The organism is Janthinobacterium sp. TPC_1 (assembly GCF_056037845.1).
Map to the genome: position 1 here is coordinate 576521 of NZ_CP195157.1, position 15392 is coordinate 591912.

Below are 15392 nucleotides of genomic sequence, written 5' to 3' on the forward strand. Positions count from 1 at the left end.
GCGCCGCGTGACTGATAGTGCAACCGGCATTCAGTTCGCGCCGCGGCCGGGATTTTCGGCTAAGATGATGGCGCGGCATTGCGCCGCACCGCATCGTGCATCGGCCTCTCAATCATCTACACCGTCAATGGAACAAAAAGACAAGTCCTGGGTCACTTCGGTGGACGTCGCCAAACGGGCCGGCGTCTCGCGCTCCGCCGTCTCGCGCACGTTCACGCCCGGCGCCAGCGTGGCGCCCGAAACGCGGGCCCGCGTGATGGAAGCGGCGCAGTCGCTGGGCTACCAGGTCAACATCCTGGCGCGCAGCATGAACCAGGGCCAGAGCAATCTGGTGGGCGTCGTCATCACGGGCTTCACGGACCCGTTCCGCGTGGCCCTGTTGGGCGAAGTCACGCGCAGCCTGAGCGAACATGCGCTGGTGCCGCTGCTGATGAATGCGGAAGATCCCGAGCGCCTCAGCGAACTGCTGCGCATCCTCCTCAGCTACAAGATTTCCGGCGTCATCATGACGTCCGGCTCGCCGCCGTCCGCCGTCGCCACGGAATACCTGCAGCGGCAAGTGCCGGTGGCCATGATCAACCGCGCGCGCGACCTGAAAGGCGTGGACGTGGTCAACAGCGACAACCGCCATGGCGGCGAACTGGCGGCCAGCACCCTGCTCGACAGCGGCGCCAAACGGCTGGCCTTCGTCAACACGCGCGCCAGCAGTTTCAGCGGTATCGCGCGCGGCAAGGCCTTCCTCGACCACCTGGCGCCGGCCGTGGCGAAGAAGCGCTGCACGGCCGGCGAATACCTGGCCGAGGCCATCGGCTACCAGGCGGGCCAGGAAGCGGCCGACGCCCTGCTCGCATCAAGCAAGCTGCCCGACGGCGTCTTTTGCGCCACCGACCTGATCGCCTGCGGCTTCATCGATGCGGCGCGCAGCAAGTACGGCATCGACGTGCCCGCGCAATTGCAGGTGATCGGCTTCGACGACATTCCCATGGCGGCGCTGGACGCCTACCAGCTGACCACCATCCGCCAGGATGCGGGCGAACTGGCGCGCCGCGCCGTCAAGAGCCTGGTCGAGCGCATGGAAAAATTCGCCATGCCGGGCCGCCTGAAGGAAGTCCCCGTCACGCTGGTGCGGCGCGGCACGACGCGCTAAGCGATCCAATACGGCAGATGGCGCAACGCCGTCTGCCCGCGCCCGCCGTTCCCCGTTTTCCACACTTTTTCGTCCCCCGCCCGTACTTGTTGACATCAAAAAAAATCCGGGTTACTGTTTGCACACGTGTACTGCACACGTGTGCAATTTCTTCAAAAAGCCTGTTCTGGCCACACCACTAAAAAAAGCGCCCCGTCCGCGGAGGCGTATCAAGGAGACCGTTATGTTGAACCACGTTCTAAGAATCGCCCTGTTCGGCGCCGGGGCCATCGGCCTGGCGGCCTGCACCACGCCCGCTGGCATGCAGCACAATACGGCTGCCACAGCCGCCGCCGATCCGAAGCTGGCGAAGATCGGCCAGATCATCGTCGTGTACATGGAAAACCGCAGCTTCGACCACCTGTTCGGCACCTTCCCTGGCGCCGACGGCATCGCCAATGGCCGCTCGCCCGACACCACCACGCAGACCGGTCCCGACGGCAAGCCGTATGCGATGCTGCCCGCCGTGGCGCTCGACAAGGGCGGCCTGGACCAGCGCTTCAAGGGCGACATCGCCAACGCGCCCTTCCACATGGAGCCAAGCGTGTCGCTGGGCGACAAGACGGCCAGTCCCGTGCACGCATTCTGGACGCACAAACGCCAGATCAACGACGGCAAGAACGACCGCTTCGTCGTCGAGGGCAATACGGGCGCCCTGCCGATGGGCTATTTCGACGGCAGCAAGCTCAAACTGTGGGCGCTGGCGCAGCGCTACACCCTGGCCGACCGCTTCTTCCAGTCCGCCTACGGCGGCTCCTTCCTCAACCACATGTGGCTGACCTGCGCCTGCACGCCCGTGTTCCCGAACGCGCCCAAGTCCATCGTCGCCCAGGATGAGCGCGGCACGGGCCACAAGAAGGGTGAGGAAGCGGAAGTGACGCAGGACGGCTACGCCGTCAACACCATGCAGGGCCCGCTGCTGTTCGACCCGACCAAGAAGCAGACCTTCCTGCCGCCGCAAACCATGCCGACCATCGGTGACCGCCTGACGGACAAGGGTATCTCATGGGTCTATTATGCGGACGGCTACGACATCGCCGTCGCCTCGACCAAGTCGGGCAAGAAGGCCGACGATTTCTCGTATCACCACCAGCCGTTCACCTACTTCAAGCGCTTCATCGACAGCCCGCAGCAGCGCGCCACGCACCTGAAGGACCGCTCCGACATGCTCGCCGACGTCCAGGCGGGCAAGCTGCCGCCCGTCTCGTTCTACAAACCGATGGGCAAGAAGAACATGCATCCGGGGATGGACAAATCGAGCGTGGCGGCCGGCGATGACGAGGGTGTGGCCATCATCAACGCCATCATGGAAGGCCCGCAATGGAAGGACACCGTCATCATCGTCACCACCGATGAAAACGGCGGTTTCTGGGACCACGTGGCGCCACCGAAAGGCGACCGCTTCGGCCCGGCCACGCGCATCCCCGCCCTCGTCATCTCGCCGTTCAGCGAAGGCGGGCATATCGACCATACCGAGTATGAAACCGTGTCGATCCTGAAATTCATCGAGGAACGCCATGGCCTGGCGCCATTGAGCGAGCGTGATGCGCGCGCCAACAGCCTGGCCAAAGCCCTCAAGCTCTAAATTCCACTCCCCTGCCTGTCTACCCTGGGTGCGCCGTCCTGCGCGGCGCGCCCGGGCAACTCACATCCAAAGGAAACGCCATGCTGCACGCACGCCATCTTCCCCTGTCCATCCTGATGCTCTCCCTGGCCGCCTGTGGCGGCGGCGAGACAACGCCGCCGGTAACGCCCGCTGTCACGCCGCCGGTGATGCCGCCTGTGACGCCGCCCCCCGCCACCTACTACCAGACCAAGACGCCGTACACGCCGCAGCAGGAGGCGGCCACGTATGAAGCCGCGCCGGCCGGCTACGCGCCCGTGTTCACCGAACTGGTGGCGCGCCACGGTTCGCGCGGCCTGTCGAGCATGAAGTACGACGCCGCCTTATACAACGTCTGGCAAAGGGCCGCCGCCGACGATGCGCTCACGCCGCTGGGGCAAAAGCTGGGCGCCGACATCCTGAAACTGATGAAGGCCAACGCGCTGCTCGGCTACGGCGTGGACGGCATCACGGCGCCCGGCTACGGCAACCTGTCGCAAACGGGCATCAATGAGCACAAGCAGCTGGCCGTGCGCATGCTGGCGCGCCTGCCCGCCCTGTTCACGCAGTTGGGCGCAAGTGCCGCCAGCGCGCCGCGCCAGATCGTCACCATCAGTTCCGGCGTGGACCGCGCCAAGGACAGTGCTGCGTATTTTGCGCAATCGCTGGCCGCCACGGCACCAAACGTCGCGGCGCTGATTACCCTGCCGCCCGCGCCGGCCGGCTACCCGGCCGGCAAGCCCGTGGCGCAACCCGCTGGCACCAACCGCTTCCTGCTGTATGCGCACAAGCTGGTGCCGAAGACGGACCTGGTCACCGATGCCCTCGACGGCTACTACCAGACCTACCAGGACAGCCAGGCTTACCAGACCTACCTGAAAAGCCCCGACTTCCTGGCCAAGTACACGGCCATCGACACGGACGCCAAGGCGCGCACACTGGGACGCGAAGTGCTGGAGCGGCTGTTTACCAAGGCCTTTGTCGACAAGATCGACAACGGCACCTACAGCTTCGCCAATACGGGCACCTACAGTTTCACCAGCGACGACGGCAAATTCACCAACACCGTGACGGGCGACGGCGAGACCACCATCAAGGGCCTGGCCGATGCAGCTTCCGTGCTGTACAACCTGTACGCCATCATGGCTGGCATGACGAACGAGGTCAAAGCCGACTTCGTGCAGTACATGCCGTCGGACGCGGCCAAGTACCAGGCCTTCGTGCAGGATTACCAGGATTTCTACAACAAGGGCCCGGCACCACCGAGAGCGCCGGCGTGACCTGGAACTACGTGCGCGCGCTGCGCGACGACTTCTTTACGGAAGTCGACGCCATCGCGCGCGGCGACCTGTCGCACGGCGCCAAGCTGCGCTTCACGCATGCGGAAGCCATCATCCCGCTGGCCACGGCCATGGGCCTGAAGACCGTTGTCGGCGCGCTGCCGGCGGCGCAGACCTACAGCTATGACAACAGCAGCTGGCGCGGCCTGTACGTGGCACCGATGGCGGCCAACATGCAGTGGGACGTGTACCGCGATGCCAGCGGCAATGTGCTGGTAAAAATGCTGTACAACGAAAAGGAAACCGACTTCCAGGCCGCCTGCGATGGCGCCCGCTATGCGGCCGGCAGCCATTTCTATGTATATGCGAAGCTGAAGACCTGCTACGGCCACGTGGCGCCGTAATCACGGAGTGCAGGCGGGCAGCCGTGCCCGCCTGTTTGGCGTTTGATGCTAGGCTTGCACCCAGGAACTCATCACGTCACGGACTCCCATGCCTCCATCGCTTCCCCTGGCCAGCATCCCGCTGGCCCTGGCCTTCGCCATGTGCGCCGGCCCCACGCTGGCCGCCGAAGGCCATTACCAGACCAAGACGCCGTATGCGCCGCAGCAGGATCCGGCGACCTATGCCGCGCCGCCGGACGGCTTCCAGCCCATCTTCACGCAGCTGGTAGCGCGCCACGGCTCGCGCGGGCTCACCAGCATGAAGAACGACGCGGCCCTGTATGCGATGTGGCAGCAGGCCGCTGCGCAGGATGCGCTCACGCCCCTGGGCCGCGAACTCGGCCCCGACATCCTGTCCCTGATGCGGGCCAATGCCTTGCTCGGTTATGGCGTGGCCGGCATCGAGCGGCCCGGCTACGGCAATCTGTCGCAGACGGGCATCGAGGAACACCGGCAACTGGCCGTACGCATGCTGGCGCGCCTGCCCGCCCTGTTCGCGCAGGTCGGCCAGGACGCCGCGACGGCGCCGCGCCAGCTCGTCACCATCCATTCCGGCGTGGACCGCGCGCGCGACAGTTCGCGCTTCTTCATGCAGTCGCTGCTCGAGCACGCGCCCGCGCTGGCGCCCTTGGTATATCTGCCGCCCGCGCCGGCGCCGTATCCGCAAGGACGCAAGCCCGCGGTGCAGCCGATATTGCAGCCCGATGGCGTCAACCGCTTCCTGCTGTACGCGCACAAGCTGGCGCCGCAGACGGACCGCGTCACCGATCCGGCCAATCCGCATTACGCCACCTATGCCGCCAGCCAGGCCTACCAGTACTATGAAAGAACCAAGCAGCTACATGCGCTGATGGACGCCCCAGCCAGGCTGCCTGCTGCGACCGCGCATGCGCGCCACGTGCTCGAACGGCTGTTTTCTCCCGCCTTCCTCGACCAGTTTGAAGGCGGCCGCGCCAGCTATGCGGACACGGGCAGCTACACCTTCACCAGCGACGACGGCAAGCTCACGCGCACCATGACGGGCAGCAGCGGCAAGACCGTCATCCGCAGCCTGAATGCGGCCGCGACGAAACTGTATGAGCTGTATGCGATCGCCGCCGGCATGCGGCATGAAGTGCCGGCCGATTTCAGCCGCTACATGCCAGCAGAAGACGCGCGCTACTACGCGTATATCGCCGACCACGAGGATTTTTACCAGAAGGGACCGGCCACCACGGAAAGCAGCGGCGTGACCTGGCGCTTTGCGCTGGCCTTGCGCGACGATTTTTTCAATGAAGTCGATGCGCTGGCCAGGGGAGACGTGCGCCACGCGGCCAAGCTGCGCTTCACGCACGCCGAGATGATCATTCCGTTCACGTCGGCCATGGGCTTGCAGCAGGCGCTGGCACCGTTGCCAGCATCGGCCAGCTACAGTTATGAAAATAGTCCATGGCGCGGACAGAGCGTCTCGCCGCTGGCGGCCAATATGCAGTGGGATGTATACCGCAACGGCACAGGGCAGCTCATCGTGCGCCTGCTGTACAACGAAAAGGAAACGGACTTCCAGGCCGCTTGCGACGGCGCCCGCATCGCGCCGGGCAGCGTCTTCTACGACTATGCGAAACTGAAAACCTGCTACGGACACGTGGCGGCGCGCTAAGGCACCGCCACTGGCCTGATTACTTCAAGGTCGGCATGGCAAACTCCGCGCCGGCAGCCGTCGAGGCCGGCCAGCGCTGGGTCACCGCCTTCTGTTTCGTGTAGAAACGCACGGATTCCGGGCCGTGCGCATGGTGGTCACCGAACAGGCTGCGCTTCCAGCCGCCGAAGCTGTGGAAGGCCATCGGCACGGGGATCGGCACATTGACGCCCACCATCCCCACCTGCACCCGGTGCGTGTATTCGCGCGCCGTGTTGCCGTCGCGCGTGTAGATGGCCGTGCCGTTGCCGTATTCATGCGCGTTGACCAGGTCCAGCGCGGTGGCAAAATCGGGCACGCGCACGATGCACAGCACGGGGCCGAAGATTTCCTCTTGATAAATCGTCATCTCCGGCGTGACGTGGTCGAACAGGCTGCCGCCCAGGAAAAAGCCTTTCTCGTGACCTGCCAGTACGAAACCGCGTCCGTCACTGACCAGCTTGGCGCCTTCTTTTACTCCTGTGGCGATATAGCCGGCGATCTTGTCCTTGTGCACCTGCGTCACCACGGGGCCCATCTCGGCCGACAGATCCATGCCCTGCATGATCTTTAACGCCGCGATGCGCGGCACCAGGGCTTCCACCAGCTGGTCCGCGACATTGCCGACCGCCACGACGACGGAAATGGCCATGCAGCGCTCGCCGGCCGAACCGAACGCGGCGCCCATCAGGGCGTCCACCGTCTGGGGAATGTCCGCGTCGGGCATGACGACCATGTGGTTTTTCGCGCCCCCGAGCGCCTGCACGCGCTTGCCCTGGGCGCAGCCCGTCGCATAGATATACTCGGCGATCGGCGTGGAACCGACGAAACTGACGGCGCGCACGTCCGGGTGGTGCAATAACCCATCCACGGCCTCTTTATCTCCCTGCACCACGTTGAAGACGCCGTCGGGCAAGCCCGCGTCCGTCAGCAACTGCGCCAGCAGCAGGCTGGCCGACGGGTCGCGCTCCGACGGTTTGAGTACGAAGGTATTGCCGCAGGCAATGGCCATCGGGAACATCCACATCGGCACCATCACGGGAAAGTTGAACGGCGTAATGCCGACACAGACACCGAGCGCCTGGCGGATCGACCAGGCGTCGATGCCGCCGGCCACCTGTTCCGAATACTCTCCCTTCATCATTTGCGGGATGCCGCAGGCAAATTCCACCACTTCGATGCCGCGCGTCACTTCCCCTTTCGCATCCGTAAACACTTTGCCGTGCTCGGCCGTGATCAGGGCGGCCAACTGGTCCGAGTGCTCTTCCAGCAACTCCTTGAACTTGAACATGACGCGGGCGCGGCGCAGGGGCGAGGTCTGCGACCAGGCGGGAAACGCCGCGTGGGCGGCGGCCACGGCCGCGTTCAGCTCGGCCAGGCGTGGCCAGGGAAACCTTCGCCGTCACCGCGCCCGTGGCGGGATTGAAGACGTCGCTCGTGCGCTCGGAGCGCGAAGCCATGGGGTTGCCACCAATAAAGTGGCCGATCTGTTGCGTTGTCATAGCGGATTCCTTGATTATTTGGTATGCATCAGCCACTCATGGGCCGGGTCGTTTTTAAAGTGCCACACGCGTTTCGGGCCGGCCATCACGTTCAGGTAATAGCCGTCATAGCCATACGGCACGGTGACGGGGTGGTAGCCCCTGGGCACCATCACCACGTCGTGGTTTTCCACGGCCATGGCTTCGTCGATGGAACGGTCATCCGTGTAGACGCGCTGGTAGGCAAAACCCTGCTCGGGATTGAGGCGGTGGTAATAGGTTTCCTCCAGAGAACTTTCGGTTGGAATATTGTCGCTGTCGTGCTTGTGCGGCGGATAGCTCGACGAATGGCCGGACGGCGTGACGACTTCCACCACCAGCAAGCCGTCTGCTTCCTCCGTCTGCGGCAGGATGTCGCACACGTAGCGGGTATTCGCGCCCTGGCCCCGCACGGAGCGCGTCATGCTCGATGGCTCGATCAGGCGCGCCGGACGGTGGGTCGTGGCGGGTGCGCTGCACAGGGCGACCTCGGCAGCGCTCACGGCCGTGATACGGACCTGTGTTTCCAGCGGCACATACACGGCATAGGGCGAGACGTCTTCAAAAACGCTGGCGCGCTTGCCGATGGCTTCCCAGCTCTGCTCGCCCGCCTGCACGGTGACCGTGCCCGTCAGCACGACGAGGCACAGCTCGCGGCTGCCCGTCTCCAGGCTGATGTGTTCGCCGGCCTGCAACCTGTGCGCGGCAAAGCCCACGTGCGTCCAGCCGGCCGACGCCGGTGTCACCTCGACGATGGTCTGTCCCTGCCCCGCTTTCACCAGCAGCGGGCTCATGCCGCCTCCCGGCCCAGGCGCGGAATCGCGTCGACCAATTGCGCCAGGTAATCGTGGCCCATCTTCGCGTATTCGTAGCTGGGCGCCACGGCCGGGTCTTGCTCCGCTTCCACCACCAGCCAGCCTTCATAGCCGTGCAGATACAAGCGCGTCAGGATGGCCGGGAAGTCGATGCAGCCGTCGCCGGGCACGCTGAAGGCGCCATTGATGACGGCCTGCAGGAAACTCCAGTGGCCATTTCTCGCCAGTTTCACCACATTGGGGCGCACGTCCTTGCAATGCACGTGGCAGATGCGTTCGATGTGTTTATTCAGCACCGCCAGCGCGTCGCCGCCGGCAAAGGTGATATGACCCGTATCAAACAACAAGCCGACTTCCGGCCCCGTCAGGGCCATCAGTTGATCCACGTCAGCGGGCGTTTCCACGTAAGCGCCCATGTGATGGTGGTAGGCAAGCCGCACGCCGTGCGCCAGCAGGTGGGCGGCAAAGGCCGTGAGCTTATCGGCGTAGTCCTGCCACTGCTGCTGCGTCTGGAAGCGGGGGCGTTTGTACAGCGGACGGGCTTCGCCCTGGATGGCGTCGGCCACTTCGCCGTAGACCATGACAGTGGCGCCGCTGTCGGCCAGCAGCCGCAAATGCGATGCCACGGAGGCGATCTCTTCTTCCACCGAGCGGTGCGCCAACCGGCCCGAATACCAGCCGGAGACACACGCCAGGCCATACTTGCCCAGCACGGCGTTCAGGGACGGAGCATCTTTCGGAAACTTGTTGCCCAGCTCAAAACCCACGTAGCCGATCTCGGCGCCTTCCTTCAGTGCCGTTTCCAGGGGCGTTTCGCCGCCCAGGCTCGGCAAGTCGTCGTTCATCCACGAGATCGGGTTGATGCCGATCTTCACATTCCATGTAGTCATTTCAATTCCTTTGTTTCAGGCGATCGTTTTCATAACGGGCACGGGCAGCTTGCACGCCGGCTTGCGTGGAGACCTCGGGCACGGCCACTTCCCACCAGCAACCACCCTCCTCGGTCGTGCGCGTGTCGTCCGTATTGATGCAGATCAGATACGTGCGGCTAGCTTCGCGGGCGCGCAGCATGGCCTGTTCCAGTTCGCCAATGTCGGCAACGTGTTCGGACAGCGCGCCCAGGGATTGCGCATGCAGGGCGAAGTCGATGCGGGGTGCGCTGTCGGGCAACATATTGTTGAACGAGGCATTGCCGCACGCCTGCTGCAATCGGTTGATGCAGCCGTAACCGCGGTTGTCGAGCACGACGATGATGAGTTTTTTGTCCAGCATGACGGAAGTGGCGATTTCCGAATTCATCATCAGATAGCTGCCGTCGCCCACCATGACGATCACCTCGGCATCGGGTTTGGCCATCTTGACGCCGAGGCCGCCGGCGATTTCATAGCCCATGCACGAATAGCCGTATTCCATGTGGTAGCCGCCCGGCGTTTCCGTCCGCCACAGCTTGTGCAGTTCGGCCGGCAAGGTACCGGCCGCGCAGACGACGATGTCGCGGGTGGTGGAGTCAAGTGAAGAGCGCTGCACGGCACCGATGACTTCGCCGTCATACGGCAAGCCGGCGACTTCCCGTTTGCCGGTGATCGCCAGCACGGTGGCGCGCCAGGCCTTGCCTGCCTGCTGCGCCCGCTCCAGCCACTGGCCCGCGCTGTTCCAGTTGCCCAGCAGGCGCGACAGGCCCTGCAAACCCAGGGTCGCGTCCGCCTGCAGGCCCAGGCCACGGCGTTTCAGCGCATCAAAACGGTTGACGTTCAGGCTGACCAGTTGCGCCTGCGCAAACAGGGAGTTGGAACCGGTCGTGAAATCCTGCAGGCGCGTGCCGATGGCCAGCACCACGTCCGCGTCCGCCGCCAGCGCATTCGCGGCAGGCGAACCGGTGACGCCGATGGCGCCCAGCTGCAACGGGTGGTCCCACGGCAAGCTGCTCTTGCCGGCCTGGGTTTCCGCCACGGGAATGCCGTGCCGCTCGGCAAACGCCTGCAAGGCGGCGCTGGCCTTGCCGTACAACACGCCGCCGCCGGCCACGATCAGCGGCTGTTTCGCGTTTTTCAGCAACGCTGCCGCTTCTTCCAGTTCCTGTTCGATGGGCGGCACGGCGCGGAAACGCACGACTCTCGGTTCGAAAAAGTCGACCGGATAGTCATACGCCATCGTCTGCACGTCCTGCGGCAGGGACAAGGTCACGGGACCGCAAGCGGCCGGGTCCGTCAAGGCGGCAATCGCGCGCGGCAAGGCGGTCAGCAATTGCTCCGGATACACGATGCGGTCGAAATAGCGCGATAAGGGTTTAAAAGCATCGTTGACCGAGACGCTGCCATCGCTGGCGTCTTCCAGTTGCTGCAAGACGGGGTCCGGCGCGCGCGAGACGAAGACGTCGCCGGGCAACAGCAAGACCGGCAGGCGGTTGACGTGCGCCAGCGCGGCGGCCGTCAGCAGATTCGTGGCGCCGGGACCGATGGAACTGGTCACCGCCATCATGCGCCGGCGCATGTGGGCTTTCGCATAGGCGATGGCCGAGTGCGCCATCGCCTGTTCATTGTGGGCACGGTAGGTTGGAAATTGCTCGCGGTACTGGTACAGCGCCTCGCCCAGGCCCGCCACGTTGCCGTGGCCAAAGATGGCGAAAGCGCCGCCGAATAGCGGTTGGCCATCCTCGGTGCGCAGCACGGACAGGTAGCGGACTAAAGCCTGCGCCATGGTCAAGCGGATGGTTTTATGGATGGTCGCGCTCATGCGGCACGCTCCAGGCGGTTGCGCGTGCGCTGCCACAAGCTGATCAGCTGTTCGAAGTTGGCGCGCACTGCGGCGATCAGGCCCGCATCGTCGAGTTCTCCGGCCAGCCAGCGGCGGCTCGGTTCCTGGAAGATGGTGCGGCCCACCATGAAGCCGCGGCACGTCGTGCTGGCACTGGCCTGTTCAAAACTGGCGGCCAGTTTGTCGATGGGCGCATTCAGGCCCAGCAAGACGACGCCACGGCAATACGGATCGCGCTCATGCACCAGGGCATCGATGGCTTGCCATTGCTTGGCCGACATGCTTTCCAGCTTCCACCATTCCGGGTAGATGCCGAGGTTGTACAGGCGCTTGACGGCGCGCAAGACTGTGTCGTCGCCGTGCGGCAAGGCGTCCGACGGTATGACTTCCAGCAACAGTTCGTGACCGCTCACTTGCGCCGCGTCATACAGGGCCTTGATCTGCGCTTCCTGTTCCAGCCGGTTTTCCACAGCGTCGTCCGGATGCAGTTGCACCAGGCACTTGATCACGTGTTCCTTTGGCCAGCTGAGCAGATGCGAGCCGATGGAGCGGCCCCAGTCGAACTGCAGCGGATTGGAACCGGGCAATTCCACGGGACGGCCTATCCACCAGCCGCGTCCCGTCGCATCGTTGAGGGCATCGACGCCATAGCGGCCATCGATCAGCACGCCCGTCTTGCCGGCCAGTTGCAAGGCCGTTTCCGTCTGCGCCACGGCTTGCACCATCAATTGCTTCAAGGCGCAGATACGCGATTCGGACTCGCCCGCTTGTTGCGCCAGCTCAAAGAATTGCGTGCGGTGGTCAAAGGCGAACACGCACAGCTCATTCCACTCCTTGCGCGCCACCGTCGTGCGGTGCAGGCGCGACAAGGTGGCATCCTGGTCCGGCTGCGTCAGTTTGGCCGCGTTGGCGAGGAAATAATCGAGCTCGACAGGCGACGGCATGGCCGGCGCGCAACCATGGCGCGACACGACGAGGGCGCCGCAGCCGTTCGCGTAGCGGCAGCACGCCTCGTAATCCTCGCCGCGCAGCCAGCCTTTCAGGAAACCGGAAAGAAAAGCGTCGCCCGCGCCAAGCACGTTCAGCACTTCCACGCGCACGCCGCGGTAGTTATACGCGTCATCGAGACTGGCCGGCACCACATTGTCGATGACGGCGCTGCCCAGCGGGCCACGCTTGACGACCAGGGTGGCCAGGGTGGCGGCCCGCACGGCACGCAAGGACGCCATGATGTCGGCACCGCCGCCGGCGATCATGAATTCCTCTTCCGTGCCGACGATCAGGTCGAACTGCGGCAAGATCGCCTGCAAGTGCTTGGTGACGCCGTCGTTCGAGACGAAACGCGTTTCGCCATCGGCCTTGCCGGACAAGCCCCACAGCACGGGCCGGTAATCGATGTCGAGCACGGTGCGCACGTTATTCGCGCGGGCCAATTTCAAGGCTTGCGTGCTGACGGCGTGCATGGCGGCGGTCGAAAAATGCGTGCCGGTGATTAATAACGCTTTGCTCGACGCAATGAAAGCCGCATCCACCAAGGATGCGTCGATGGCCATGTCGGCGCAATTTTCACGGTAGAAAATCAGGGGAAAGGTGTTCTTGTCCTTGATGCCCAGCATCACCAGGGCAGTGAGCCGCTCGCGGTCGATGCCCACGTGGCTGACGTCGCAGCCCTCCTGCGCCAAAGTATCCGTCAAGAAACGCCCCATGTGGTCGTCGCCCACTTTCGACAGCATGGCGGACTTCAGGCCCAGCCTGGCCGTGCCGAAGGCGATATTGGCGGACGAGCCGCCCAGGTATTTGGCAAAGCTCGTCGCGTCTTCCAGGGTGCTGCCGATCTGCTGGGCGTACAGGTCCACGGCCAGGCGGCCCAGGCAGATCACGTCGAGCGCGCGGCCCTGGGCAAATTCAGTCGTATTCTTCATGGCATTGTTTCCTTATGACAGTTGCACGATGCGCTGCTCGCGCCACGACACGGTGGCCGCTTCGGCCAGTTCCAGGGCTTTCAAGCCATCGTGGACGGTGGTGCGCAGCGCTGCGCCATGGGCAAAGGCGTCGAAAAAGTGCCCCATTTCGCTGGCGTAGGCGGCGCGGTAGCGCTCCAGGAAAAAGTCTTCCGGCTTGTCCACGCTGACGTTGACGGCACCATAGGCCGTCACTTCCGTCGGCTTGTGGTTGCCTGCCTGCAGCATGCCAGCGCTGCCCAGCACTTCGAAACGCTGGTCGTAGCCGTAGGCGGCGCGGCGCGTCGTGTTGATCTGGCACAAGCGTCCCTTCGCCGTGCGGAGGGTGACGGCCGTGCAATCGAGATCGCCCGCCGCGCCGATGGCCGGATCGACGAGGCAGCTGCCCGTGGCGTGCACGCTGATGGCTTCGTCGTCGAGTATCCAGCGGAAGATGTCGAAATCGTGGATCAGCATATCCTTGAAGATGCCGCCCGAGACCTTGATGTAGCTCACGGGCGGCGGGCCCGGGTCGCGGCTGGTGACGATGAGCATCTCCGGCGTGCCGATCTCGCCCGCCACGATGCGCTGCTTGACGGCGGCAAACGTGGGGTCGTAGCGGCGCTGGAAGCCGATCATGCACAGCACGCCCGCGTCCTGGACGGCAGCGGCGGCGGCGCGCGCGCGCTCCAGGGTCAGGTCGACGGGCTTTTCGCAAAAGATGGCCTTGCCGGCGGCGGCCGCGCGCACGATCAGGTCCGCGTGCGTATCCGTGCTCGAGGCGATCAGCACGGCCTTGACTGCCGGGTCGGCCAGCACAGTGTCCACGCTGGCGACGCTGGCGCCATGCAGGGCCGCCACTTCCGCCGCCGCGCCCGCATGCACGTCGACCACGTATTTCAGGCGCACGCCGGGCTGGCGTACCAGATTGCCGGCGTGAATGCGGCCGATGCGCCCGGCGCCGAACAATGCCACTTGAATCATTTCCATCTCCTTGATAGTCGGTATCGTTTGGCCCGGAAATGCACACGTGTGCAAATCCGGGCGAAAAAAGTTAAAACAGGTGGATGACGCCCAGCATTACGCCGCTGAGCTTGGCCCCCTTCTTGGTGGCGGCGAAGGCATTGCCGCCAAACGTGTAGTTGGCGTTCTTGTCGTTATTGGTTTGCGTGTAGTAGGCGTAGACGGTGCTGCGCTTGGACAAGTAATACTCGTAGCCCAAAGTCGCCTGCTTGGCGCCGCTGTCGTCGCCGCGCACCAGGGTGGTCGCCTTGATGGTCACGCTGCTGCCGTTGGGCGCGCTGCCCGACACGTCGCCTGCCACGCCGAAACGGCCGATGAAGGGCACCGCCGCCCGCCTTGTAGGCGCCCGTGATGGTGAAGTAATCGCGCTGCAAGTCGCCGCCCGCCACGTCATACACCATGCGGTTCCAGGCCACGCCCACGTCGCCGCCGCCGAAGTTGTAATTGCCCACGGCGCGGAACATCTTTTCGCTGAAGCCGGGACGCAAGTCCTTGTGCTTTTCATAACCGACGGCGCCCTTGATAGGTCCGTTCACGTATTGCACGATGCCCGAATAGATGCGGTCGCCGTTCGATGCCTCGTTTTCGCTGGCGCGGTAAATCGTGGCGCTGAAGCCTTGCACCACGGGCGTGCGATAGCTGACGGCGTTCGAACTGCGGCGGTTGAAGCCTTCGCCGCCCAGCTGCGAAATGTTGGCGTCATCCTGGATGCCTTCGCCCACGAAACGGTTGGTATAGCCGTTGATCTGGCGGATCGGCGTGGCAAAGCGCCCCAGCGCGATGCGGCCATAGGCGGGGTTTTCCAGCCCGACAAAGGTATCCTTGCTATTAATGGCGCCCGTGCCATCGTCGAGCTTGGCATTGCCCTCGATCTGGAAGAAGGCCGTGTTGCCATTGCCCAAGTCTTCTCTTCCCCGGAAGCCGATCTTCGAGGAATTGTCCGATACGCGCGACACCGACTCGCCATTCGGCGCCGTGGCCGAGCTCGACGTTTCGATGCGGTCGAAGCCCGCGTGGATGCGGCCGTACACGACGACGCTCGATTCGGCCAGCACGCAGCCTGGTGCGACCAGCAACAATACGGCGGCGATCTTGTTCAACTGCATGGTGTTCATCCCGTTTTTCATTTTGTCTCCTGCTTGTTTTTATGGTGGTGGATTACTCATGATGC

The 15392-nt window shown here is 64.2% G+C and carries 10 protein-coding genes and 2 pseudogenes; 4 read left to right on the plus strand and 8 right to left on the minus strand.

Going from position 1 to position 15392, the window contains the following annotated elements; translation table 11 throughout:
- Positions 1-127 precede the first annotated feature (127 nt).
- From ACQVLG_RS02830 to ACQVLG_RS02845, 4 genes and pseudogenes are all read left to right on the plus strand, one after another.
- On the plus strand, positions 128-1147 hold the full coding sequence (locus ACQVLG_RS02830) for a LacI family DNA-binding transcriptional regulator (RefSeq protein ID WP_230539970.1): 1020 nt from the start codon (positions 128-130) through the stop codon (positions 1145-1147).
- 223 nt (positions 1148-1370) lie between these two features.
- Positions 1371-2771, plus strand: coding sequence for an alkaline phosphatase family protein (locus tag ACQVLG_RS02835; RefSeq protein ID WP_474292774.1), 1401 nt, complete (start codon positions 1371-1373; stop codon positions 2769-2771).
- 80 nt (positions 2772-2851) lie between these two features.
- Positions 2852-4473 (plus strand): annotated as a pseudogene (locus ACQVLG_RS02840) (histidine-type phosphatase).
- 88 nt (positions 4474-4561) lie between these two features.
- Positions 4562-6151, plus strand: a complete 1590-nt coding sequence (locus ACQVLG_RS02845; protein WP_474292775.1) for a histidine-type phosphatase — start codon at positions 4562-4564, stop codon at positions 6149-6151.
- Between the two features lie 19 nt (positions 6152-6170).
- On the opposite strand, the pseudogene ACQVLG_RS02850 reads toward ACQVLG_RS02845, so the two are convergent.
- The 8 genes and pseudogenes from ACQVLG_RS02850 to ACQVLG_RS02885 all read right to left on the minus strand — a co-directional run bounded on the left by ACQVLG_RS02850 (position 6171) and on the right by ACQVLG_RS02885 (position 15348).
- A pseudogene (locus ACQVLG_RS02850) lies at positions 6171-7671 on the minus strand (CoA-acylating methylmalonate-semialdehyde dehydrogenase).
- Positions 7672-7685: 14 nt separating this feature from the next.
- Complete coding sequence (gene iolB, locus ACQVLG_RS02855; protein WP_474292776.1) at positions 7686-8483, minus strand: 5-deoxy-glucuronate isomerase; 798 nt, start codon at positions 8481-8483, stop codon at positions 7686-7688.
- Positions 8480-9394, minus strand: a complete 915-nt coding sequence (gene iolE / locus ACQVLG_RS02860; RefSeq protein ID WP_474292777.1) for a myo-inosose-2 dehydratase — start codon at positions 9392-9394, stop codon at positions 8480-8482. The genes iolB and iolE overlap by 4 nt, the downstream gene beginning before the upstream one ends.
- Before the next feature lies 1 nt (position 9395).
- A complete protein-coding gene (iolD, locus tag ACQVLG_RS02865) occupies positions 9396-11237 on the minus strand; it encodes a 3D-(3,5/4)-trihydroxycyclohexane-1,2-dione acylhydrolase (decyclizing) (protein WP_474292779.1) in 1842 nt (613 codons plus the stop codon).
- Positions 11234-13180, minus strand: a complete 1947-nt coding sequence (locus ACQVLG_RS02870; RefSeq protein WP_474292781.1) for a bifunctional 5-dehydro-2-deoxygluconokinase/5-dehydro-2-deoxyphosphogluconate aldolase — start codon at positions 13178-13180, stop codon at positions 11234-11236. Before ACQVLG_RS02870 ends, iolD begins: the two co-directional genes overlap by 4 nt.
- Before the next feature lie 12 nt (positions 13181-13192).
- Positions 13193-14182, minus strand: coding sequence for an inositol 2-dehydrogenase (iolG, locus tag ACQVLG_RS02875; RefSeq protein ID WP_474292783.1), 990 nt, complete (start codon positions 14180-14182; stop codon positions 13193-13195).
- Between the two features lie 70 nt (positions 14183-14252).
- On the minus strand, positions 14253-14402 hold the full coding sequence (locus tag ACQVLG_RS02880; RefSeq protein WP_474292784.1) for a hypothetical protein: 150 nt from the start codon (positions 14400-14402) through the stop codon (positions 14253-14255).
- Positions 14356-15348 (minus strand): porin, encoded by a 993-nt coding sequence (locus tag ACQVLG_RS02885; protein ID WP_474292786.1) that lies wholly within the window; start codon positions 15346-15348, stop codon positions 14356-14358. The genes ACQVLG_RS02880 and ACQVLG_RS02885 overlap by 47 nt, the downstream gene beginning before the upstream one ends.
- Between the last annotated feature and the right edge of the window lie 44 nt (positions 15349-15392).